Annotated in this window: 26 protein-coding genes; 19 read left to right on the forward strand and 7 right to left on the reverse strand. The window is 59.5% G+C overall.

Features of this window, described 5'->3' with window-relative positions; all coding sequences use genetic code 11:
- Positions 1-67 precede the first annotated feature (67 nt).
- Genes EL234_RS08390 through EL234_RS08405 form a run of 4 tightly spaced genes read right to left on the reverse strand, consistent with a single transcriptional unit; the run spans position 68 to position 3439 of the window.
- Positions 68-952, reverse strand: coding sequence for a metal ABC transporter permease (locus tag EL234_RS08390; RefSeq protein WP_126417024.1), 885 nt, complete (start codon positions 950-952; stop codon positions 68-70).
- Positions 953-954: 2 nt separating this feature from the next.
- Positions 955-1791: a metal ABC transporter permease gene (locus tag EL234_RS08395; protein ID WP_126417025.1), complete on the reverse strand. Its 837-nt coding sequence runs from the start codon at positions 1789-1791 to the stop codon at positions 955-957.
- 26 nt (positions 1792-1817) lie between these two features.
- A complete protein-coding gene (locus EL234_RS08400; RefSeq protein WP_126417026.1) occupies positions 1818-2501 on the reverse strand; it encodes a metal ABC transporter ATP-binding protein in 684 nt (227 codons plus the stop codon).
- 2 nt (positions 2502-2503) lie between these two features.
- Entirely contained in the window at positions 2504-3439 is a 936-nt protein-coding gene (locus EL234_RS08405; protein ID WP_126417027.1) for a metal ABC transporter substrate-binding protein, read from the reverse strand.
- 97 nt (positions 3440-3536) lie between these two features.
- On the opposite strand from EL234_RS08405, the gene EL234_RS08410 reads away from it, so the two are divergent.
- From EL234_RS08410 to EL234_RS09375, 4 genes are all read left to right on the forward strand, one after another.
- Entirely contained in the window at positions 3537-4238 is a 702-nt protein-coding gene (locus EL234_RS08410) for a metal-dependent transcriptional regulator (RefSeq protein WP_126417028.1), read from the forward strand.
- Between the two features lie 181 nt (positions 4239-4419).
- Positions 4420-5553, forward strand: coding sequence for an acyl-CoA dehydrogenase family protein (locus EL234_RS08415; protein WP_126417029.1), 1134 nt, complete (start codon positions 4420-4422; stop codon positions 5551-5553).
- 17 nt (positions 5554-5570) lie between these two features.
- Positions 5571-6617, forward strand: coding sequence for a lipoate--protein ligase family protein (locus tag EL234_RS08420; protein WP_126417030.1), 1047 nt, complete (start codon positions 5571-5573; stop codon positions 6615-6617).
- Positions 6618-6796: 179 nt separating this feature from the next.
- Positions 6797-8884: a hypothetical protein gene (locus EL234_RS09375; protein WP_164712455.1), complete on the forward strand. Its 2088-nt coding sequence runs from the start codon at positions 6797-6799 to the stop codon at positions 8882-8884.
- Positions 8885-9026: 142 nt separating this feature from the next.
- Here the strand turns inward: EL234_RS09375 and EL234_RS08435 are convergent, their stop codons facing one another.
- Together EL234_RS08435 and EL234_RS08440 are read right to left on the reverse strand one after the other, a co-directional pair.
- Positions 9027-9314 (reverse strand): DUF1540 domain-containing protein, encoded by a 288-nt coding sequence (locus EL234_RS08435; RefSeq protein WP_126417032.1) that lies wholly within the window; start codon positions 9312-9314, stop codon positions 9027-9029.
- 272 nt (positions 9315-9586) lie between these two features.
- Positions 9587-10069: a GNAT family N-acetyltransferase gene (locus EL234_RS08440; protein WP_126417033.1), complete on the reverse strand. Its 483-nt coding sequence runs from the start codon at positions 10067-10069 to the stop codon at positions 9587-9589.
- Positions 10070-10193: 124 nt separating this feature from the next.
- Here EL234_RS08440 and EL234_RS08445 point away from each other — a divergent pair, with 124 nt between their 5' ends.
- From EL234_RS08445 to EL234_RS08485, 9 genes are all read left to right on the forward strand, one after another.
- Positions 10194-10820 carry a DUF6318 family protein gene (locus EL234_RS08445; RefSeq protein ID WP_126417034.1) on the forward strand — a complete coding sequence of 209 codons (627 nt, stop codon included), beginning with the start codon at positions 10194-10196 and terminating at the stop codon, positions 10818-10820.
- Between the two features lie 35 nt (positions 10821-10855).
- Complete coding sequence (locus tag EL234_RS08450) at positions 10856-11302, forward strand: hypothetical protein (protein WP_126417035.1); 447 nt, start codon at positions 10856-10858, stop codon at positions 11300-11302.
- Entirely contained in the window at positions 11299-11682 is a 384-nt protein-coding gene (locus EL234_RS08455; RefSeq protein ID WP_126417036.1) for a hypothetical protein, read from the forward strand. Before EL234_RS08450 ends, EL234_RS08455 begins: the two co-directional genes overlap by 4 nt.
- A gap of 60 nt (positions 11683-11742) precedes the next feature.
- Complete coding sequence (locus tag EL234_RS08460) at positions 11743-12489, forward strand: NADPH-dependent oxidoreductase (RefSeq protein ID WP_126417037.1); 747 nt, start codon at positions 11743-11745, stop codon at positions 12487-12489.
- 83 nt (positions 12490-12572) lie between these two features.
- Positions 12573-13400, forward strand: a complete 828-nt coding sequence (gene nadE / locus EL234_RS08465) for an ammonia-dependent NAD(+) synthetase (protein WP_126417038.1) — start codon at positions 12573-12575, stop codon at positions 13398-13400.
- Between the two features lie 18 nt (positions 13401-13418).
- On the forward strand, positions 13419-14987 hold the full coding sequence (locus EL234_RS08470; protein WP_126417039.1) for an aspartate:alanine exchanger family transporter: 1569 nt from the start codon (positions 13419-13421) through the stop codon (positions 14985-14987).
- Positions 14988-15243: 256 nt separating this feature from the next.
- Positions 15244-15528, forward strand: coding sequence for an HU family DNA-binding protein (locus EL234_RS08475; protein WP_126417040.1), 285 nt, complete (start codon positions 15244-15246; stop codon positions 15526-15528).
- 187 nt (positions 15529-15715) lie between these two features.
- A complete protein-coding gene (locus EL234_RS08480) occupies positions 15716-16093 on the forward strand; it encodes a DUF3039 domain-containing protein (protein ID WP_126417041.1) in 378 nt (125 codons plus the stop codon).
- The gene (locus EL234_RS08485) at positions 16090-17862 is read left to right on the forward strand and encodes a DEAD/DEAH box helicase (RefSeq protein WP_241969004.1); all 1773 of its coding nucleotides are present in this window, start codon (positions 16090-16092) and stop codon (positions 17860-17862) included. Before EL234_RS08480 ends, EL234_RS08485 begins: the two co-directional genes overlap by 4 nt.
- 16 nt (positions 17863-17878) lie before the next feature.
- On the opposite strand, the gene EL234_RS08490 is transcribed toward EL234_RS08485, so the two are convergent.
- Positions 17879-19234 (reverse strand): nicotinate phosphoribosyltransferase, encoded by a 1356-nt coding sequence (locus tag EL234_RS08490; protein ID WP_126417043.1) that lies wholly within the window; start codon positions 19232-19234, stop codon positions 17879-17881.
- Positions 19235-19346: 112 nt separating this feature from the next.
- On the opposite strand from EL234_RS08490, the gene clpS reads away from it, so the two are divergent.
- Genes clpS through rdgB form a run of 6 tightly spaced genes read left to right on the forward strand, consistent with a single transcriptional unit; the run spans position 19347 to position 23328 of the window.
- Positions 19347-19637, forward strand: coding sequence for an ATP-dependent Clp protease adapter ClpS (gene clpS, locus EL234_RS08495; RefSeq protein ID WP_197718493.1), 291 nt, complete (start codon positions 19347-19349; stop codon positions 19635-19637).
- On the forward strand, positions 19634-20308 hold the full coding sequence (locus EL234_RS08500) for a DUF2017 family protein (RefSeq protein ID WP_126417044.1): 675 nt from the start codon (positions 19634-19636) through the stop codon (positions 20306-20308). The genes clpS and EL234_RS08500 overlap by 4 nt, the downstream gene beginning before the upstream one ends.
- Positions 20309-20317: 9 nt before the next feature.
- A complete protein-coding gene (gene murI / locus EL234_RS08505) occupies positions 20318-21145 on the forward strand; it encodes a glutamate racemase (protein ID WP_126417045.1) in 828 nt (275 codons plus the stop codon).
- Positions 21142-21939, forward strand: a complete 798-nt coding sequence (locus EL234_RS08510) for an MBL fold metallo-hydrolase (protein ID WP_126417046.1) — start codon at positions 21142-21144, stop codon at positions 21937-21939. Before murI ends, EL234_RS08510 begins: the two co-directional genes overlap by 4 nt.
- A gap of 28 nt (positions 21940-21967) precedes the next feature.
- Entirely contained in the window at positions 21968-22738 is a 771-nt protein-coding gene (gene rph, locus EL234_RS08515) for a ribonuclease PH (RefSeq protein ID WP_126417047.1), read from the forward strand.
- The gene (gene rdgB / locus EL234_RS08520) at positions 22729-23328 is read left to right on the forward strand and encodes an RdgB/HAM1 family non-canonical purine NTP pyrophosphatase (RefSeq protein ID WP_126417048.1); all 600 of its coding nucleotides are present in this window, start codon (positions 22729-22731) and stop codon (positions 23326-23328) included. The genes rph and rdgB overlap by 10 nt, the downstream gene beginning before the upstream one ends.

Consider the following 23328-nt stretch of genomic DNA (forward strand, 5'->3'; position numbering starts at 1 on the left):
CGCAGCGATAACGACGCCGAATGAGCCTCGGGGAGGTACGAAAACAGCGGCCTGTCAGCCCGCGCTCCTACGCGACGCGCTGCGCCGCTTCGGTGGCGAGCTGGGGCTTGCGCGAGTGTGTACGCAACGCGTCAACGACCAGCACGATAAAGAACTGCACGCCGTAGACCACCGCCATCGCAGCCGATGCACCCGTGTCCAAGTGGTAGGCGATCCAGAATCCTGCGCCCGCACCGAAGAGTGCGAAGACCATCGTCCACGCGAACATTTGCCGCATCGTCTTTGAGATCACCTTGGCTGTGGCCGCTGGGGTGATCATCACTGCGATCACGAGGATCGCACCAACGGCGTTGAAGGCCGCGGTGGCGGTCACGGCCACCATCGTCATGAGGATGAAGCTCAGCACGGCAGTATTAATGCCCAGGCTGCGGGCATGGTCTTCGTCAAACGTGGAGGCCAGCAGCTGGTGGTACAGCGCGCGAGTAACGAGCAGGTTAATGAGGAAGACCGCCAGCATTGTATAGAAGTAGGACGGGCCAAGATCGTGCCTGCCGATTTCGAGGCGGCTGAAGGCGGCAAGGTTGAGATCGCCCACGAGTGCCACGTGGGTGTCGAAGTGAATCCCGGAGAATCCGGCCGAGGTGATAAGCACGCCCACCGCAAACATCGCCGGGAAAACTAGGCCGATAGACGAGTCGCCAGCAAGCATGCGGGTACGGGCCAGAGCCTGCGTCCCGTAGACGACGGCGAGACCAGCACAAGCAGCTCCCACGATCAATAGCGGAGACTGCAGGTCACGCGTGAGCAGGTAACCAATCGCCACGCCCGGGAAAATCGAATGCGTGATCGCATCCACCAACATCGAGTTTTTACGCAACACCATGAAAATCCCGGGCAGGGAACAAGCTGCGGCGGTCATCAGTGCCAGGGCGAAAACACCAAGAATAAACATTCTTACACCTCCGCCATCGCCGTGCGGCGCCGAGGCGAAACGAGCACGGAAAACACGACGCCAATAAACAGGACAACCACGATCACTGGGCCGGTGGGCAGCGGGCCATATTTGATCGACAGGTAGGAGCCCACAGCACACCCGATCGCGCCAACAACTCCAGAAAGAATGAACATGGTGTGTACACGCCGGGTCCACTGCCGTGCAATAGCGGGCGGGGTGACGACGAGCGCCACCATGAGCACCAGGCCAACAGCTTTGATCCCGACCACGGTGGCGAGCGCGATGAGTGAAAACAGTAGCGCGTCTACTTTGTTGCCGCGCAGACCGAGCACGGTGGCAAAATCCTGATCAAAAGAATAGGTGGCGAGAATCCGGAAGAACACGGTCACCACGATGAGGACGATGACGGCGATCGCTGCGCTGAGTCGCACGTCGCCAAGGGTGAGAGTAGAAACGTTACCGAACAACACGGAATCAATACCGCCCTTGTTCGGGATCGGGTTTTTTTGAATGTAGTGCAAAATCATGTAGCCCGCGCCGAACAGGGTGGACAGCACCACGGCCATCGCGGCGTCGCGATTAACCTTCGAATGAGCCACGATAAAATTTACGAGCCATACGGCCAACACGCCGGTGGCGAGCGCGCCGAGCATCAAACCTAGCAGGCTCCGCGAGGGCAGGCCGAGCGCGGTGAACAGCAGGAAACTGCCAAGCACGCCGGGAAAGGACGAGTGTGCGATCACGTCGGAGATCAGGCTTTGTTTGCGCAGGTAGGCGAACGTGCCGAGCGCTCCCGCCGTCGCCCCGATCAAAATCGAGCCAACGAACGTGACCATATATGTATGATCCGTAAAAATAGCTGTCACGGAGTATCCACCTGCGTGCCAAAAGTAGCGGCCACCTGCTCGTGGTCGAACTCGCCGGCGTGAACGAGCGCGCCATCATCAAGAAGAACCACGTTGTCACACAGTTCGGCGACGTCGGCTAGGTCATGGTGGACGAGCACAATAGTTGTATCGGTGAGCTGCCGGAGAACTTTTTCGATCGCCTCCTGGCTGGCGACGTCGACGCCGGCAAACGGCTCGTCTAAAAGGAGGACGTCCGGCTGTTGGGCCAGCGCCCGGGCCAAGAAAACCCGTTGGCGCTGGCCGCCGGACAGTGCACCGATCGGGCGGGAGGCGAACTGGCTCATGCCCACGTCCGCCAACGCCGCCTCAACCCGTGCCTTATGCTTACCACCCAGCCGTGCGAACCAGCCGAGATCCTGATACGTTCCCATCGCTACGACGTCGTACACGGTGACCGGGAAATCCCAGTCGACCGACGCGGACTGCGGCATGTAGCCGAGCACCCCGCTGGTCGTGATCTCGCCCGTTGATGGGACGAGGCCGACGAGCGCTTTAAGGAACGTGGATTTGCCCGAGCCGTTCGGGCCGATCACCCCGGTGATACCTTCATTCGTGATATCTACGCTCACATTGTTGAGTGCGCGGATGTCACGATAGTAAACCGTCAGATCTCGAGTGGAAACGACTGGGTGGCTCATTGTTAGCTCAGCTCTTTCGCGACAGCCGAGGAGTTGTGCTCGAGGACGCCAAGGTAGGTGTCGGTCGGTGCCGATTCGCCGAGCGTGTCAGCGAACAGTTCGACGTCGGAGACCTTCACGTCCCAGCCACGCGAGTGCACGGCTTCCTTCAGGGATTCGATAGCCTGCGGGTTCGCGGTGTTGTCCATGAAGATCACCGGAACCTTGTTGTTGGCGATGAGGTCTGCGAGCTCGGACATCTCCGTGGCCGAGATTTCGGCTTCGGTGGAGATGAAGTCGGTGGCGTGAACGTCAAGATCGTAGGTCTTGCCGAAGTATTCGAAGGCGTCGTGGCCGGTGATGAGGATGCGCGGTTCCTTGACCTTGTCAAGCTTCTCCTTTGCTTCCTTGTGTGTGGCGTCGATGTCAGCCTTGTACTTCTCAGCGTTCTCGCGGTACTTGTCAGCGTTGTCCGGATCTTCTTCTGCGATCTTGTCCGTCATGGCGTCAACAACCTGCGACCACAGGTCGGGGCTGTTCCACACGTGCGGATCGTTGGTGTTGTCTTCCCACGGAAGGAGATCAGACTTCGGCAGGGTTTCGCCGACGGCCAGGTGGGCGTCACCAAGCGAGGCGAGCTGGTCTTCCATCTGGGCTTCAAGGTGCAGACCGTTGGAGAACACGATGTCCGAATCGCGCATGGCCTCGATGTCCTTGGTGGACGGCGTGTAGGTGTGCGGATCGCCGCCTGGGCCGACCATCGTGATAACTTCGGCATCCGGAGCAATGTTCTTCGCGGCGTCGGCAATGTAGCCGGTGGTCGCGTAGATCTTCAGCGACGACTCTTCGGCTGCCGCCGTGGTTTCCTTCGTGTCAGTCGATTCAGCCTCCGGCTTATCGGAGGAGCAGGCACTCAGCGCGAGGGCTGATGCCGCAAGAAGTGCAAATAGTTTCTTCATTCTTCTCTACTTTCAATTGTTCATGCGGTTGAACAAAATGATCCTAGTTCTCACGCGTGAACGAACTCAACCGGAGGCGATTTTGTAGACTGTGAACATGGATACTCGCTCGGGTTTAGCTGGGTTGTCTGATGCCCATCAGGACTATCTCAAGGCTCTGTGGGACAACGATCGGTATGTGGGCGGGCGGAGTTCCATGGGTGATCTTGTTGCCCGTACCGGCCAGAAGAAGTCAACTGTAACCGAGGCTGTCAAGAGAATGGCAGCCGATGGCCTTGTGGATTACAAGCCCTATGCGGGTGTGGCGCTCACCGAGCGTGGGCGTGCGCTTGCCACGCACATGGTCCGCCGGCACCGCCTGCTAGAAACGTTGCTAGTGACCGTTTTTGGTTATGAACTGGACGAGGTGCATGACGACGCCGAAGTGATGGAACACGCTTTGACGGACAGGTTCGTGGCCCGCATGGATAAGTTTTTGGGTTTCCCTACCCGTGACCCGCACGGTGATCCGATTCCGAGCGCGAGCGGCGAGGTGGAGCCGTTGTCCGGGCGAACGCTGCGGCAGCTGGAGGAGGGGAGCCACGGCGTCGTCGAACAGGTGTCGGATCGGGATCCGGACTTGTTACGCGAGCTGACGGCTGCGGGTATTGTGCCCGGGGCGAGCGTCGCCGTCGTCGAACGTCAAGGTGAGCAGGCGTTGGTTCAGGTCCGTGGCGACGGTGAACCGGCGCCTACGAAGGAAAGTCCGGTTGCGCTCACCGCCGAACTGCAAGAACGTGTGCGCATGAGTCCGCAGTAAGCGGGTGAGCAGACGAGGCGCGTGGTGCGTGCTCATGGCGCTCGCGAACGCCAGAAACTGCTTGACCAGCGTTTTCGCCCTGAGATGAGACGCCGACAATGTGCACATTTTAATATTTTCGCCGAGCGTTTTCGGATAAAATGACGACGTTTGTTATGTGACTGTTGAATAGGAGAACGCCATGGCATTTTTGTCTGATGAACTGCTGGAAAAGATCGCATCGCGAGCCGATCAGGTGGATCGGGATAACGCGTTCCCGAGCCAGGATTTCGAAGATCTTAAGGCTGCCGGTTATTTGAAGGCGTTCGTGCCGAAGGAGTACGGCGGTGCGGGGCTGACCACGGAAGAAATCTGTGAGAACCAGACGAAGTTAGCGAAGGCTGCCCCAGCCACTGCGCTTGGGATTAACATGCACCAAATTATCGTGGGCTTGGCGCGCCACCTCATCGATAACGGGGTAGAAGCGGGTAAGCAGATCCTTGAAGGAGCAGCGAATGGCGAGCTCTACGCGTTTGGAATTTCCGAGCCGGGTAATGATCGCGTGCTGTTCGGTTCGATCACCGAGGCGCGCAAGGAAGACGACGGCGGATACTCGTTTACCGGCATGAAGGTCTTTACGTCGTTGACCCCGGCGTGGACGAAGCTGATGACCTATGGGCATTCGGAGGAAGACGGTGGCACGTCCGTGTTCGCGCTTCTCGATCGGGATATGGACAAGATTGAGATTAAGGATGACTGGGACGTGATCGGCATGCGCGGCACGCAGTCGAACTCGACGATGCTCAACGGTGCCTATGCCCGCCCGGATCAGGTGCTTGGCAAGGTCAAGCCCGGGCCGTCGATGGAGCCGGTGGTGTTCGGAATTTTCGCATGGTTCGAAGTGTTCCTTGCTGCCACGTACCTTGGCCTTGGCCTGCGTGCGATTGAGGTGGCAGCCGAACATGTGCACAAGCGCCGCTCAGTTCTTAACGACGACGTCTACGCCAACGATCCGGCGATCCGCTGGCGTCTTGCTGACGCGGCGATCCGGATGAACTCTGCTCAGGCTGAAGTTACGCTCATTGCTCGTGATCTTGACGCGAAGGTCGACCGGGGTGCCATGTGGTATCCGCAGCTGTCGGCTGCGAAGAATGCGGCGTCGGAAGCTTCGCTGTTCGCCGTCGAGGAGTCAATCCGCTCGTGCGGTGGTGCTTCGTATTCGAATAGCCATGAGCTCAGCCGCCTGTACCGTGACGTGCTCGCAGGTCTGTTCCAGCCCTCCGACCAGGAATCGCTTCACAATTCGTGGGCCGGCGTCGTGCTCGGTAACAACTAAGGGGCGAGAAGACAGATATGCGTGGAGAATACAAGGTCAGTGGCGGCAAGCTGGTCGCCGTTGACGTCGACGTCGACGACGGCAAGCTTGCCAACGTGTCAATCTCGGGGGATTTCTTCCTGGAACCTGACACGGTGATCGACGATCTGAATGATGCGCTCAATGGCATGCCGGCCGATTCGTCGGTGGCGGACATGGCAGCAGCGATTGAACGGGCCGCAGGCGATGCCGAGCTGATCGGGTTCACGCCCGACGTCGTCGGGATCGCTGTACGCCGTGCGCTCGGCAAAGCCGTGTCGTGGCATGACCTCACGTTTGACGTCATCCACCGCGCACCGATGAACCCGGCAATGCACGTGGCACTCGACCAGGTGCTACCCGGCTCGGTAGCGAAGGGGGAGCGGGAAGCCGCACTCGTGATTTGGGAGTGGGACGATCCGCTGGTTGTGATCGGCTCGTTCCAGTCGTACAAGAACGAGATCGACCAGGAAGCCCTCGAGCGCCATGGCATGCGTGTGGTGCGCCGGATCACCGGCGGCGGTGCCATGTTTATGGAAGCCGGTAACTGCATTACCTATTCATTGATCGTGCCAACCGCACTGGTGGAGGGGCTGAGCTTTGAACAGTCCTATGCCTATTTAGATGAGTGGGTGATCGCCGCGCTGAAGAAGGTGGGCGTGAACGCACGCTACGTGCCGCTCAACGACATCGCCTCTGATAAGGGCAAGATTGGTGGTGCAGCGCAAAAGCGGTTCATTGACGGCTCGATGGTCCATCATGTGACGATGAGTTACGACATCGATGCGGACAAGATGCTTGACGTCTTGCGTATCGGCCGGGAAAAGCTCTCGGATAAGGGCACAAAGTCTGCGAACAAGCGGGTTGATCCGATGCGCTCGCAAACCGGCATGGCCCGTGAGGACATCATCGATTCGTTCCTGGAAACTTTCGCGGAGCGCTATGACACTCGGGAATCCGATTTCACGGACGACGAGCTGCGCCAAGCTGAAGAGCTGATGCGGACGAAGTTCACCACCGATAAGTGGACGCATAAAGTTCCCTAAAACTTCCGCGCGATTCCGAATTGCTGGCACCTCCTATCCGTGGCTGACCTGCACGGATAGGAGGTGTTAGCTAAATCCAATGATTGCAACTAGTGCGAGGCGGTTTGGTTAGGCTAGCCTAACTGGGTGGCGGTTCACTGGAGCCGCCGTTTGAGAGCATGCTAATCATTGGAGATTTTATGAGAGTTCTTAAAAGAGCTTTCGGCGCACTGGCTGCGGTGATGCTGTCGGTGACTGTGCTAGCACCGACCGCGGCTTATGCAGCAGACGAATTCACTGTGTCGTTTGAACACGTTGGTGGTCCTGGCGAACAGGGCGAGTTGGTGTGGTCGAGTGCTGGATGCCCGACTGTGTTGGGGGAGAGCCCGACGCCGACGTACACGCTTACCAAGGATGGCGCGCCAGTGTCGGTGACGACGCCGGGTAAGTTTGCCCTTGGGGCTGACTCGGCTGGAACATACACGATTGAGGGTGTGTGTAACTATCTGTGGTTGAGCCCGAAGAAGGTCAGCAAGTCGGTTGAGGTCGATCCGACACCTGCACCGGCGCCAGCTCCCGCACCAGCACCAGCTCCTGCGCCGACGCCGGCCCCGGCTCCGACTGAGTTCGATGTGAACTTCGAACAGGTTGGTGGCCCTGGTGAGCAGGGTGAGCTTGTGTGGTCGAGTGCTGGTTGCCCGACTGTGTTGGGGGAGAGCCCGACGCCGACGTACACGCTTACCAAGGATGGCTCGCCGGTGTCGATCACGACGCCGGGTAAGTTTGCCCTTGGGGCTGACTCAGCTGGAACATACACGATTGAGGGCGTGTGTAACTATCTGTGGTTGAGCCCGAAGAAGGTCAGCAAGTCGGTTGAGGTCGATCCGACACCTGCACCGGCACCAGCTCCGGCTCCTACGCCGACGCCGACTCCGCCTGCGCCGGTTGATCCTGCCGCAGATCCGGCCAACCAGCTGAGCATCACTAAGGCTGAATTCAGCGAATCGGCCCATGGCCGTACGTTCTCGTGGGACGTCGACGGCTGTGCCGTGCAGAATCAGAATAATGTGCGCGTCACCATCAAATTCGGTGACCGTACCGTTAAGACGAGCTTGAACAGCCGCAAGGGTGAACAAAATGCTTCCCAGTGGCCTGCTGGCAAGTACACCGTAGTGGCAGAGTGCCGCGCATCTGATGTGATGGGCGGGGCGGGCGACGTCGTCTACAACACCGCCACCAAGGACGCCCAGCTGACGAGATCGAACCTGAGCATCCAGTATGTGGGTGAAGCTCTGTACTCGCACAATCCGCGCCCGGGTGACCGCATCCGCTACTCCTCGCAGCCGACCCACAACCCGATCACCTTCGAAGAAGGCGGCGTTGCAGGTAGCTTCATCACCGGTGAAGAAGTTGCGGTGAACGTGTTCGTCTACAACGCGGCCGGGGATGTTATCGCGCAGGATTCCCAGAACGTCGTCGCCGATCAAAGCGGCAATGTGGCCGGGGTGCTGTGGGTCCCGTTTGCCGAGGGTGCTAAGAGCTACAGCGTGGAAGCAACTGGCCAAACCTCCAACCACCTGGTGTCGAATGCGGTGACAGCGTCGGAAGAGTTCGCTACGGGTATTTTCGTTGCGGATGTTGCTGACGAGCCGCTGAAGGTGCGCGTGTACTCCAATGAGAACGACGGCGTGAGCGACGCGGCGTTCGGGGCGAACGCCGAGGTCGAGCTCAAATTGGTCGGGCCAGATGGCGCGTCTGTGGACGGTTTCGAGACCAAGCTGACGGCCAATGGCAATGGTGTTGTCGACGAGGTCGTCACGCTGCCCGCAGGTTTGGCGGACGGCCGCTACACGTTGCTTGCCCCGACACCGTTGGGTGCACGTGGCTACTACCGCGCATACGTGTACGTGAAGAACGGCCAGGTTTATGCCCAGTGGGCCGAGCCCGCGGCTGAGCCGGAACCTGAGCCGGAACCTGAGCCGGAACCAGCGCCTACGCCGGAACCTGAGCCAGAACCTGCGCCAGCGCCGGATGCTAACGCCTCCGACGTCGTCGCAGATAAGCCGGCGCCGTCCGAGCCGAAGGCGCCTGATGCTAAGGCTCCCGATGCCAAGGCGCCTGATGCTAAGGCACCTGCGGCGAAGGACCCGGCTGGAAAGGCGCAAGCTGCGAAGAGTGGAAAGTCGCTTCCGCTGACGGGCACCAGTGTGTTTGGCGGTCTCGCAGTGGCTTCTGTGATGCTGCTTGCTGGAGGCTGGCTGACGAATCTGCGCCGGCGTAACAGCTAGTCAGAGGAAGCTGCTTTAGCGCGAGCCGTTTCGTTGCTGGCCGCCTAGAAGGAGCTGAACAACATTGGGGCGGGTTACCACACGGTAACCCGCCCCAATGACATCTCCTAGCTTGCAGCGCTTCGCCGCATAGCCGAGCGTGTTAGGCAGCTACGAAGCTGGAGCACTCGGCCGTAGCGCTGTTAAGGGAGATGTTCGGTGCAGAGCACATCAGTTTGTTGTTGTGACCGCAATCGGTGATCTGGCAGGCGCCAACTTGGCTGCGTGCGATTCCCAGACCGCCGGAGGCATTGAGGGAAATGAACGTGGTGCAGGCTGCGCGGTCGTCAGCCGACCGGCCAATCGTGATAGCTGCTGCCGTGCAGTCGCTGTTGGTGTTGAAAGAGCAAGTTGTTGCGGAGCAATTGGTGACCGCTGCGAGGTTCGACATGGTGTTGACTCCTTAAGTTCTAGTAGTTGATCTGTCTGGTTTTAGCCTAAGACCGATCCAAAAACTTGGGTAGCAAGGTCAGGCTTGCCTTATGTTCTTTCGCAATTCTTGGATCGCGGGCCGTTTCAAAAATCGACAATCTTTCACGGTTGCAAAAGTGCAGGTCAGAGTAGGTTTTTCGAAAATGATCGCTATTTACGCAAGCCTACGATTCTGCAATTGACCTGCGGTTTTATCGAATTACGCAACAAAAGTCTCGCAAAACTGGGTGTTTAGTCGGCGGTTTTTTCGCCGCGTTCGAGCACGGCGAGATCGATTCCAGACGCGTGACGTGCGAGGGCCGTACGCGAGAAGCCTTCGCCTTGCCAAAACTCAATCCATGATTGGGAGTCGGTGGGCACGTTCACGAAGGCAGGCATGTCCGCAATCGCGTAGCCGAGTAACGCGGTACCAACTTGCTGAGCGCCGTCGCCAACAGCGTGTAACTGGTTCACACGGATGAGTTGCGGGTGTCCAGGCCCAACTGCTTCCACGCAGATAAAACCCACAACCTCGCCGTCTCGGGTAGCCACCCACGTGGTGGTTGAGCGGGGATCGGCCAGCAGGGCTTCCCAGTAGTCGCGGCGCTCTGCAAGATAACCGCGGTAGACGGAGTCGTCAATGCCCCCTGATGTTGCCGCTTTCCAACTTTGCGTCTCGATGGTCTCGAGGGCGGGCGCATCAAGCACTGTTGCTGGTCGAATACGAATGCTCATGGTGCCACGCTAGCACGCCACTTTTCGCCGGAGCAGCTGACCGTTCCTTGGTCATGTGTGGGAGCTGGCGGGGAGGTTGTGGAAAACTCCGGCGCGGGTATAGCTGGCACACTAGGTTTGGGATATGAGATGTCAACGACGGCGTTTTCGCGCCTTGCGTGTAGGCGCGGGGTTGGTGTGTGCTGCTGCAGTGTTGGCTGCCTGCGGTGGGGCTGATCCTGCTGATGGCGGTGGGTCGGGGAGTCCTGCGACCGGTGGTTCGGCTGCGCCGACTGAGGAATATACGATTCCGCCGCGCCCGCAGGTGACTCCACCGAGCGAGCCTGTACTGACTGGGGTCGAGCTCGAAGATGCGGCCGTGCTGGCTGAGTATTACTTAGAGCTATATCCGTATGTGAATCAGACGGGCGATACTGCCGAGTGGGAGAAGTATGCCCATCCGGAGTGTGAATACTGTCAGAGAGTTCTTAAGGACGTTGAGGAAGATAATCGCACTGGAGTTTGGGGGGAATTGACTCTTGGGATTAAGGATTCCGTGTGGTTCTATACGACAAACGGAAACGTCGATTATCGCATCGATTTCCTCACCGACAGAAGCGATTACATCATCTATGAGATCGAAGGCAGTGAGACTATTCCTGCTGCCGAGCACACTGTGGTCATCGGTGTGTCAATCGTCGACAATGAGCTTAAAGTTAAGACCTTCGACATTATCGACAGCTCCCATTTCGGTCAGGAAGAGCTGCCGTGAAGATACTTGCCTTAATAGCCGTTTCAACACTTTTGATGGCTTACGGTATGCCGGATGACCAAAGAGGAAACTGGTCAGTCCAAACATCTGGTGACACGGTCGTCGTCGTGGGGGAGCACGCTGCCGGTGGCAATCGCTCGACGCCGCGCACTCCGACCAGGTCGCCGAAGTCGCCAAACGCGGCCTACATGGGAGCGGTCGATGCACCGCGCGGGAGTGTGAGCGCCTTGGAGTCGGTGAGTGTGGATGAGTTGTGTCGGTCGTATGCATTCCAACATTCTGGTGCGTTGCCTGGTGCGTTGCCGAATTGGCAGATGTCCGGCCCGCTCGCTGAATATTGCATGAACCGTGGCAGTGAGCCTGCCGCAGACCCGGCCACGGACGGGGAGGATGCTGAAGAGGCGGCTCCGGTGGTGTCGGCGGCTGATGTGGGTTTTATGTGCGTGACCATGCCCAGCAGATCATTGACGGAGGCACTTTGACTTTCCAGCCGGCCTCGGGCGAAGTGCTTATCAATAAGGACGTGTATTTCGCGTCGTCGGCACGGGCGTATGAAGCGCCGGTCAATGTGCTGGGTGTGTCGGGGACGTTGCGGTTGACCCCGGTTGGTTTTCAATGGTCGTTGGGTGATGGGACGACTTTTTCAACGGTGAGCCCCGGTGGGGTGTGGCCTGATGGTGATGTGCGCGGGATCTACCACGAGCCGGGTGTGTTCCAGCCAAGTGTGCGGATTGGTTGGCGGGTTGAGGTGCGTGCTGATGGTGGGCAGTGGTTCACCGTGCCAGGCCTGGGTTATACGGTCGTCTACGGAAATCCACTCACCGCAGTAGAGGCCGAAGCAGTCCTCGTCCCTATTCCCTAATCAGCACCGGCAAAGCTGGCTCCGAACACGTTGCCCTCCCAGTGAACTAGAGTTGACGGTATGAATGAAACGATCCGCACTCAGTTAGCCCACCGCACAATCCGTGAATTCACTGCCGAACCGATCCCCGAAGAAACAATGCAGACGCTTTTTGACGTGGCAATGCGTACGTCCACATCGAGAGGATTCCAACAGGCTGCTTTCATCCGGGTCAAAGATCAAAGCAAACGTGACGAACTCGCCCGCATCGGCAACCAGCCATATATTGCGCGGGCTCCGGAGCTACTCGTTGGAATTGCGGACGTACGCAGAGCTATCCGGATTCTTGACGAACGCGGAGCAGACACAGCACAAGCCGCAAACATGTCAGCCTTCCGGGAAGCGTTTACTGACACGCTGCTCATGATCCAGAACATGTCAGTCGCTGCTGAATCGCTCGGCCTGGGAGTCACACATTTGGGGTCTGTGCTCAATGACTACGCTGCCACCATCAAAGTTTTGGAACTACCGAAGTACACGTTCCCCGTACTAGGCATGATCCTCGGATATCCGAACCAGGATCCGCAGCTCAAACCACGCATGGCGGCTACCTTGCGCGTACATACGGACACCTATCAGGAACCCGAGTCCTGGACTGACGCTCTGGCAGACTACGACGAAGAAATGCACACCTACTACGATCTACGCGAAGCCAACCGCCGGGTGGATCGTTTCACCGACCAGATCGTCCGAAAATTCATTGAAGCACCATCTGAACGCAACCCTCTGCCACATATCCAGGCCCAGGGATTTGACCTCGGACTATAGCTCAAACTCGCACAACAGAGATCCCGGAAACTAACGGGCGCGGTTGCCACACCAGACGCGCTGACCGCACAAGGAGAGAGACCATGTACCACCACACATTCCAACAGGAAATTATTGAGTCAACGGGCGTGAAACCGCAGATCGATCCGGGTGAAGAAGTTGAACGCCGCGTACAAATCCTGTGCGACTATTTGCTGAGCACCGGAGCACGAGGCTTCACGCTCGGAATTTCCGGGGGAGTGGATTCCACGTTGGCTGGCCGGCTGGCACAGCTCGCCGTCGAGAAGTTGCACGACGCCGGGCACGCGGCCACGTTTATCGCCGTCAGGCTCCCGTATGGTGAGCAAGCAGACGAGGCCGACGCCGCTGAGGCCATGCGCTGGGTGGCAGCAGAGCGCGAAGTGACGATCAACATCAAGAGTGCCACGGACGCGCTCAGTGCCGAATACGAGGCGGGCCTCGGCGAGCAGATCACCGATTACAACAAGGGGAACGTCAAAGCTCGCATGCGTATGATCGCCCAATACGCCATCGCAGGTGATCACGGCCTGATCGTGCTCGGCTCCGACCACGGAGCAGAAAAGGTGACCGGCTACTTCACGAAGTTTGGCGACGGCGGAGCAGACATCATGCCACTGTCCGGGCTTAATAAGCGCCAGATCAAAGCCATCTTGCAACATCTAGGTGCGCCCGAACCGCTGTGGCAGAAAGTTCCTACGGCAGACTTGCTTGACGGCCAACCTTTGCGCACGGACGAAGACGAGCTTGGCGTCACCTATGACGAGATCGACGACTACCTTGAAGGCAAGCCGATCGATCCGGCGTCGGCGGAGAACATCGAACAAAAGTGGGTGCGCGGGCGGCACAAGAGGACCACGCCCGTCGAAGTGAATGACACCTGGTGGCGCTAAAACATTGAAAGGTATGCAATGGAAGAATTGCTCACGTCGTCCCCGCTCATGACACTTTTCCTCGTGGTTGCCCTCGGCGGCATCCTCGGGATCATTCCGTTCGGGAAACTTAAATTTGGTGCGGCAGGAGCCCTTTTCGTCGGCCTGTTCATCGGCAACATCGCTCCCGAGCTCGGCGAGTCCATGGCTCTCGTCCAAAGCCTCGGGCTGGCGCTGTTCGTCTACATGGTTGGCTTATCGGCCGGGCAGACCTTCTTCCATGACCTGAAAAAGCATTACAAAATCATGTTCGCCGCCGTGGGTGCAATTGCGCTGGCAGCGGTTGCGACCGTCGTCGTCGGCCCACTGTTTGGACTCACCCCCGAACTGTCCGTGGGCGTCTTCGCTGGTTCGCTCACGAACACGCCAGGGCTTGCCGCTGCCACCGCAGTCACCGGCACGGCAGAACCAGGAGTCGGCTACTCGCTCGGCTACCCGATGGGCGTGTTCGTCGGAATCGTGGCCGTCTCGCTCATCGTGTCACGGCGCTGGCCGGAACCCAACGACACGCCGTCGTATGCCGGGCAATCCCTCACTGCCGTCACGGCCGTCGTCGAAAACTCGCTACCCGTGCGGCAGATCCCTGGCTGGCAAGAACAGCTCGTGCGCGCCTCATATCTTTACCGTAATGGCCGCACGCGCGTTGTCAGCCCCGGCGAAGAACTGGAGCCCGAAGATCAAATCGTGATCGTTGGCATGGACAACGACGTGAAGCAGGCAGTGGACGCGATCGGGCACGCCCAACCCGAACACCTCGCCGACGATCGCTCCCGAGTCGACTTCCGAGCATTCATCATTTCCGATAAAGATCTGGCTGGTCAGACGGTTGCCGAACTCAACATGCCAGGCCGCTTCGGTGCGGTCATCACCCGTATCCACCGCGGTGACTTCGAACTACTCGCCTCAGATTTCGAACGACTAGAAATCGGTGATCGGGTCATGGTGGCCTTCCCACGCTCCGAACACCAAAACCTAGAGAAATTCTTTGGTAACTCCGAACGAACGGTCTCACAAGTCGACGCCGTCGCCCTCGGCTTGGGAATGGTGCTCGGCCTGCTCCTTGGAATGGTGGAAGTGAGCCTGCCAGGCGGCGGAACATTCAGCCTCGGCTCAGCGGCAGGCCCGCTCATCGTCGGCATGATCCTGGGATACCTCCGCAGAACAGGCCCGCTCGTGTGGCAACTGCCAATGGCAGCCAACGAGACGATTCGCCAGCTCGGCCTACTCCTCTTCCTTGCCGCCGTGGGAATCGCCTCCGGGCCCGCCTTCGTTGACACGGCCTTCTCCATGACCGGGCTCCGCGCGCTCGCAGTTGGCGCGATCATCGCAATAATCGTTTTGGCCGTCATCGCCGTGGCAGGCAGGCTCCTCGGTGTGAGCGCGCAACGCACGGCCGGCACCATGGCCGGCGCCTTCGGCCAACCCGCCATCCTGTCCTACGCCCAAGCGAAAGAAAACGACGAGCGCATCGAATCCGGATACGCCTCCGTGTTTGCGCTCGCGATGATCATCAAGATCCTGCTGGTCTACGTGATCTTGGCTGTGTGAGCAGATCCGCCCGTTTGTGGCCGGGTAGTGGCACACGCGCGGGCGCAGGGAAAAACTAGGATGTTGCTCACGAATACGCCCCCGAACCGGTGAATAGTGTGAACAATGTGGCCCAAGTTGTCACCTGAGAGAGAAATCGCGTTCACATGGCGGAAAACACGGGTTTGAGTTGGTGTTTATGTTTGGATTTCGGCTAAATTCTTATCTAGCGGCTCAAATCCGGGCCGATAATGACAACAAACGGAGAGGTAGATAAATGTCCCTCAATCGCACTGAACTTATTGCAAAGATTGCTGAAGAGTCTGGCCTGACCAAGACTGACGCCGACAAGGCAATTTCCGGCCTCCAGGCTGTTCTTATTGATTCGCTGTCCAAGGGTGAAGCTGTAAAGATCACGGGTCTTATGTCCATTGAGCGTACTGAGCGTGCTGCGCGTAAGGGCCGCAACCCGCGCACCGGCGAAGAGATCCAGATTCCGGCCGGCTACGGCGTGAAGATCTCGGCTGGTTCCACGCTGAAGAAGGCTGTTTCGAACAAGTAATAAGCCAGTTTTTAGGGGAAGGCGTTCGGGCAACTGAGCGCCTTTTCTTATGCCCACGAGCATCCGCTAAGCAGGCTTGAGCATCCGCTAGGCAGGCTTGGTCATCTCCTAGTACGGCTTCGGGCCGTGTGGGAATCTCCACCGAGCCCGCGTCGAATTTGTGGGTGGTCGGCCATAGACTGGAGCCATGTCGAACGATCCTCATTCTGATCCGCAAGCTCCTTCGGGCCCGGGCCAGCCTGATGCGCCCTCGCTCCAACCGGAGGGCACCACTGCCACGCTCGAACGCACGCGCGAACAGCGCGAACCCGGCGATGAGGATCGTTACGCCCATTACGTGCGTAAAGATCGGATTATGCGCTCTGCAGTAGAGGGCGGCCCGGTGGTCGCACTGTGCGGCAAAATTTGGACGCCCGTGCGCAACCCGGATAAGTATCCGCTGTGCCCCACGTGCAAAGCGATCTATGACGGCATTGGTAGCGGTGACGGCGCATGGCCATTCGGCCCCAACCCGCCAGGTGGTGGCGCTGGCGGCACCGGTGGCTCAGGCCAGGGGGATGCGTGAGCGCCCGCTCGCCGCGCCCCCAGTCAGTTTCGGTTTCAGCAGCACAAAATCTTCCTCCTGTTTATCCCCAGCGTGCGGCGTGGGGGACAGCCGGATCTTTGCGTGCTTGGCAGGCTGCGGCGCTAGAAAAATACCTCGAAACTATTCCGCGGGATTTCCTTGCGGTCGCCACTCCGGGTGCTGGTAAAACCACGTTTGCGCTGCGGGTAGCAACCGAGCTCATGGCCCGTAAGATCGTTTCTGAGATCACCGTGGTGTGCCCAACCGAGCATCTGAAATATCAGTGGGCGGAGGCTGCCGGGCGGGTCGGGCTGAAACTTGATCCGGATTTCAGTAACGCGCAGTCCGGGCTCGGAGCGTCTTTCAACGGCGCGTGCGTCACGTACGCTCAAGTGGCACGGGCGCCCCTGTTCCACCGGCACCGTACTTCGGCCCGGTCCACGCTGGTGATCTTGGACGAGATTCATCACGGCGGCGACGCCCTGAGCTGGGGTGATGCTATCCGCGTGGCTTTTGAACCGGCCAAGCACCGCCTGTCGCTCACCGGCACTCCATTCCGCTCAGATTCCGCGGCCATCCCGTTCGTCGACTACGAACCCGATAGCGATGGGATCCCGCGCTCGCGCGCCGATTATTCCTACGGCTATGGTCAGGCGTTGAAAGATGGCGTGGTCCGGCCGGTCATGTTCATGTCGTACACCGGGAAGATGAGTTGGCAGACCAACCACGGAGAGGTCATGGCAGCCACCCTCGGAGAGCCCATGACGAAAGACATGGAATCCCAAGCATGGCGAACCGCGCTTGATCCTGCGGGCGACTGGATTAAGCAGGTGTTGGCCGCCGCTGACGACCGCCTGAACGTGGTGCGAAACGGCGTCGCCGATGCTGGCGGGTTGGTCATTGCCACGGATCAGAAGGCGGCCCGAGCGTATGCGGCGTTGCTCGCGCAGATTTCGGGCGAGGAACCCACCGTGGTGCTGTCAGACGACGACTCCGCTTCTGACCGCATCCACGAATTCGCCGAAGGAAGCTCGAAGTGGATGGTGGCTGTACGTATGGTCTCGGAGGGAGTTGACGTGCCACGCCTGTCGGTGGGCGTGTATGCGACGTCGGCCTCCACGCCGCTGTTCTTCGCGCAGGCGATTGGGCGGTTTGTGCGCCAGCGTTACCGGGGTGAGACGGCGTCGATCTTCCTCCCATCCGTGCCGAAACTGTTAGAGCTGGCTGGGGAACTGGAAAAGGAACGCGACCACGCGCTGAAAGTGCCTACCGGCGAAGAAGGGTGGGACGACGACCTTGTTTCCGCAGCACAGCGGGAAGAAAAAGCTTCCGACGAACTCGACGGCCCCGGATACGAAGCACTATCTGCCGATGCCACATTTGACAGGGTGGTCTACGACGGTGCTGACTTCGGCTCATGGGCGGAGGTCGGATCGGACGAGGAGGCAGACTTCCTCGGGATTCCAGGGCTGTTAGAACCCGACCAGGTGGCTACGTTGCTGCGTGAACGGCAACAATCACAAAAGTCGCGCAAACGTGAACCCGATGAAGCCCGCTCGGGGGTCATGGAGTCACGCAAGCGGCGCGAAGCGAGGAAGCAACTTGCCGATCTCGTGGCTGCCTATGCCGCAAAAACAGGCCGCCCGCACGCGCTTGTCCACACGGATTTGCGCAGAGCCTGTGGTGGTCCGGAGGTTGCGCGCGCTTCGCTCGAGCAGATCGAGGCGCGGATCCTCAAAATTCAGCGTTGGTTCGTCGGCCAGTCGTAGCCGGACGCGAGCCGGGTTAGTTGTCCCCGTCAAAGATATCGACGAGCGTGGTCGGCAGCGCCGGATCGCCGTCGGACAGCCGCCACGCCGAATAGGGCAGTGCTGCACGGGAGTTGCGGTGGCGTTCGGCAGCCCGGGCGATTTCGCCGTCGGCTACATAGTCTTCGTTGATCTTGCCCTTGCTGACGAGTTGCATCTGGAGTGGGCGTGCCTTGTGTTCGTCGAGGTAGGCGAGCCCGTCCTCCCACGAGCCGGCAGAGACGACGAGTTCGCCGGTGGCCCGGCCGGTTTCGTCGTGTGTACGGCCTGCAACTTTGAGCCCGCCCACCGAACCTTTCGAGTCCGAGCGCTTGGCCACTTCTTGCATGGTGCCGTCGGCGCGTTCCCTCGCAACCAGCTTGTAGACCAGCTGCGCGGTGGGGATTCCCGAACCCGTCACTAACCGGGTGCCAACCCCGTAGGAATCAACCGGGGCTGCGTTCAGTGCGGCAATCGCGTATTCGTCAAGGTCGGACGTGACCGTGATCTTGGTGGAGTGCGCACCCATGTCGTCGAGCTGTTTGCGCACCTTGAACGCCTGGGCCACAAGATCGCCGGAGTCTAGGCGTACGGCTCCCAGTTCGCCGCCGGCCTCGCGGGCAACACGCACGGCCAGCTCGACTCCCTGTTCGACGTCGTAGGTATCAACTAGCAACGTGGTGTCGGTACCCATGGACGCAATTTGGGAGCGGAAGGCGTCTTCTTCCGTGTCATGTAAGAGCGTGAACGAGTGGGCCGCGGTGCCAATCGGCTTGACCCCGTAGGAGCGTGCGGCCTCCAAGTTCGATGTGCCGACGAAACCGCCGATGATAGAGGCGCGTGCAGCGGCGACGGCAGCGCGTTCGTGCATCCGCCGGGCACCCATTTCGAGGCATGGGCGGTCATGGGAAGCGATCGTCATGCGCGAGGCGGCGGTCGCGACCGCAGAATCATAGTTGAGGATTGACAAGATGAGCGTTTCAAGCACGACCGCTTCGGCGAACGTGCCCGTCACGGTCATGAGCGGCGAGCCGGGGAAGTAGACTTCGCCCTCGCCATAGCCGTAGATGTCGCCAGTAAATTCGTAGCCTGCAAGCCACTCGAGCGTGTCATCAGAGACAATGCCGGCGCGAGCAACGTAGTCGACTTCTTCGTCAGTGAACTTGAAATCTGCCAGCGCTTCCAGCACTCGCCCAGTACCAGCGACGACGCCGTAGCGCCGCCTACCTGGGAGGCGGCGGCCGAACACTTCAAACACGGAGCGCCGATTGGCTGTTCCTGATTTCATTGCCGAATCGACCATCGTCAGTTCGTACATGTCCGTGAGCAGCGCGGTGCTTTTAAACTTTGTCATGTTCCTAAGGTAGCCGCATTGGAGGAAAATTTCAGGGAAACTGTTATGGTTGACCATCTGCCCAAAGCTCCTTCAGCAGGGTACAAACAGGTAGAATAGGAACGTGTACATGATGAGTGAGTCGAGCCCTGCACCCAGCCCGGCGCCAACCCCGACTACCGTTCCGACGTCGGGATGGCAAACAGTTGTGCACAACGATCCCGTGAACCTCATGTCGTATGTGCAATGGGTGTTCGAAACATATTTTGGGATGGACCAAAAGGCAGCCTATTTGAAGATGATGCAAGTGCATCACAACGGGCGTGCCGTGGTGTCGAAAGGGCAGCGCGAACAGATGGAAACTGACGCGCAAGCCATGCATTCGTACGGGTTGTGGGCGACTATCGAAAGCGAGGGCGAGTGAGAGCCTTTCGCATTGTTCGTGGCGGTTATGAGGCGGGCGCGGATGTGCAGGAACGATCCATGCTGGCGGGTTTGGCTCGGGACGTCGTCCTTCTTCTCGGCTCTGATGTGGAGCATGAATCGGAGCGTCGGAACCAGATCGTCGATCCGGACGATCCGCTGGCAGCGTTGGAGGCCGACGTCGCCGATATTGCGGAGGCGATAGCTGCTGAAGAAAATCCGGCTCCGGTGCCGCCTCTTGATAGCGCAATCCAAAGGCTCTTGCCGGACATGAGCGAGGATCCGCACGAGGCCGGAGTGTTGCGGGAGCTCACAGAAAATTCGGTGGCGGCCGCCAAGATCGAAAATCTGGTCACGTTCTATCAGGGTTTGGAAGCGCTTCCGCCGGGTAATGACGTGATTTTTGTGCCGAACGAGAATGCGGCCGCGTGGATGGCGGCGCTTAATGACATTCGTCTCGTGGTGGCGGCTCGGTTGAACATTACCGACGACGATTCATCGGCAGCCGTCTATGCGCGGGCAGGTATGTTTACTGGCTCGCATTCGCGCAATGCGGATGACCTGCCGGTGATTGAAACAACGGACGACATGCTCGCAGTGCTGTATACAATGACGACCTGGTGGCAAGATTCACTAGTGACGGCGGTCAGGAATAAGGCGGCCCGCAGGTAGCATTGGGCTATGGACAATTCACCAATTGGGGTGTTCGACTCCGGGGTCGGCGGGCTGACAGTGGCCCGCGCGATCATCGATCAGCTCCCTGGTGAATCGATAAGCTATATTGGCGACACGGCAAACAACCCGTATGGGCCGCGTCCGATCGCGCAGATCAGGCAGATCGCGTTGAATATTATGGATCGCTTGGTTGATTCGGGTGTGAAAATGTTGGTGATCGCCTGCAATTCGGCGTCGGCAGCGGTGTTGCATGATGCTCGTGAGCGCTACACGATAGCTAAGGGCATTCCCGTGGTGGAAGTGATTCATCCGGCGGTGCGTGGGGCGGCGCGGGTGACGTCCAACAACAAGATTGGGATTATTGGCACGCAGGCCACGATTGAATCGGGTGCGTACCATGACGCGTTTTCGGCCGTGCCGAACGTGGAGTTGACGACTGCGGCCGCGCCACGTTTCGTTGAGTTTGTGGAGCGGGGAATTACCACCGGCTCGGAGTTGTTGGCGCTTGCCGAACAGTATTTGGCTCCGATCAAGGCGGCCGGCGTTGACACGCTGGTGCTTGGCTGCACGCACTATCCGCTACTGACCGGGGTGATCTCGTACGTGATGGGCGATGGGGTGACCCTCGTGTCGTCAGCGGAGGAAACTGCCCGGGACGTGTACCGGGAACTCACTGCCCGCGGGCTTCTTCGCGAGAGCACCTCCACACCGCCCACGCACACGTTTAGCGCAACCGGCGACGTCGACGAATTCCGCCGGCTCGCTCGCAGATTTTTAGGCCCGGAAGTCACCGGCGTACAACCCATGCATGAAACCGAGGGGAGGAAGCAATGAAGCTTACTGTCATTGGATGTTCCGGATCGATGTCTGGTGCCCAGTCACCGGCGTCGTCGTATCTGGTCCAAGCGGAAGGTGAAGACGACGCCGGGGGAAGCCGCACCTGGTCGCTCGTCGTGGATTTCGGTCCGGGGGCGATGGGGCACCTGATGAAATACGTGGATCCTGCGCGGGTGGACGCGATCGTGATCTCGCATCTGCATGCCGATCACTGTGTGGATCTGGTGGGCATGCAGGTGTACCGGCGGTGGTATCCGGAGGGCGCGCTGTCGCAACTTCCCGTGTTCTCGCCCGGTGATGGAGCCGAGCGCACTCGCGGTATTGCGGGCGATCCGGAGGGGGAAACCTACGAGACCGAGTTTGATTTCCAGCGTGTGGTGCCCGGCGACACGGTTCAAGTGGGACCGATGTGCGTCGAGTTCTTCGAAGCGAATCACACGATTGAAGCGGTGTCGATTCGGATAACCGGCCCGTCTGAGGAGGATCCGCAGCGTTCTGTGGTGCTGAGTTATACGGGCGATACGGACTATGCTCCCACGGTGGTGGAGGCCGCTCAGGATGCTGACGTCCTGCTGTCTGAAGCCGCGTTCGAAGAAGGGCGTGACGAGGCGCGTGGTATTCACTTGACGGGCAAGCGTGCTGGCGAGATCGCGACCGAAGCGGGCGTGAAGCGCCTGCTACTCACGCATTTGCAGCCGTGGACGAGCCGCAAACGTACGGCCAGTGACGCGCAGGCGGTCTACGACGGCGAGGTCACCGTGGTCAGCGCTGGTGATGTCTACACCATCTAGGGCCGTCCTCACCCTTTAGACTAGAGCCATGACTGAATTTACTCGCGCCGATGGCCGTAGCCGCGCTGACATGCGCCCTATTCGTATCACCCGTAACTATTTGGCACAGGGCGAAGGCTCCGTGTTCGTGGAGTTTGGCAACACGAAAGTACTCTGTGTTGCTTCGCTGACCGAGGGCGTGCCGCGTTGGCGCAAAGATTCCGGGCTGGGCTGGGTGACCGGCGAGTATGCGATGCTTCCGCGCGCGACGGACACTCGTTCGCAGCGTGAGTCTGTGCGGGGAAAGGTTTCCGGGCGTACGTCGGAGATTTCGCGGCTGATTGGCCGATCCTTGCGCGCCGTCGTCGATTTTGCGGCGCTCGGTGAGAACACGATTGTGCTGGATTGTGACGTGTTGCAGGCCGACGGCGGAACGCGCACGGCGTCGATCACCGGAGCATACGTGGCGCTCGCCGACGCCGTGGCCTACGGGATCGAACAGGGAATGATCACGCCGCGAGCGGGCAAACCGGTGTTGCGCGATACGATCAGCGCGATCTCGGTAGGCGTGGTGGATGGCGTGGCCGTGCTCGATCTGCCGTACGTGGAAGACGTGGCTGCGGAGACGGACATGAACGTGGTGATGACGGGCGCAGGCGAATTCGTGGAAGTACAGGGTACCGCCGAGGAGCGCCCGTTTAGCCGCGAGTTGCTGAACGACATGCTTGATCTGGCAGTGAAAGGAAACCGGGAGCTCGCCGAGCTGCAAAAGTTGGCGCTGGAATCGGAGGCGCCGGTGGAGCTCGGGCAATGGGTGTAATTTACTTTGCCACGGGCAACGCGCATAAGCTCGCCGAAGTGCGTGAGATTGTGCAGCCGCTCGTGCCGGGGCTCAGCGACATCCTGGGCATGCCGAGCGACTTGGGTGAGCCAGTGGAAGATGGCGTGAGCTTTGCCGAAAACGCCGCGATCAAAGCCAGGCATGTAGCAGACGCGTTGGGCGTTCCCGCGATGGCCGACGATTCTGGCCTGTGCGTGGACGTCATGGGCGGCGCTCCAGGGATTTTTTCTGCCAGGTGGGCAGGCCGCCACGGCGACGACGCGGCCAACCTTGATCTGTTGTTGGCGCAGCTGGCCGATGTCCTGCCGGGTAACCGCGGCGCACGCTTCGTGTGCGCCGCGGCATTAGCGCTCCCCAGCGGCGAGGTCATGATTGAGGAAGGCGAGATGCGCGGCTCATTACGCTTTGAGCGCGCAGGTAGCAACGGCTTCGGCTACGATCCGATTTTTGAGCCGGAGGGCTTTACCGTGACGAACGCTGAACTCACCCCGACACAGAAGAACGCGATCTCACACCGGCGCAAGGCTTTCGAAAAGCTGGCCGCACATATTCCGGGGGTGCTCGGTTAG

Source organism: Trueperella bialowiezensis, assembly GCF_900637955.1.
In the GTDB taxonomy this organism is placed as follows: Bacteria; Actinomycetota; Actinomycetes; order Actinomycetales; family Actinomycetaceae; genus Trueperella; species Trueperella bialowiezensis.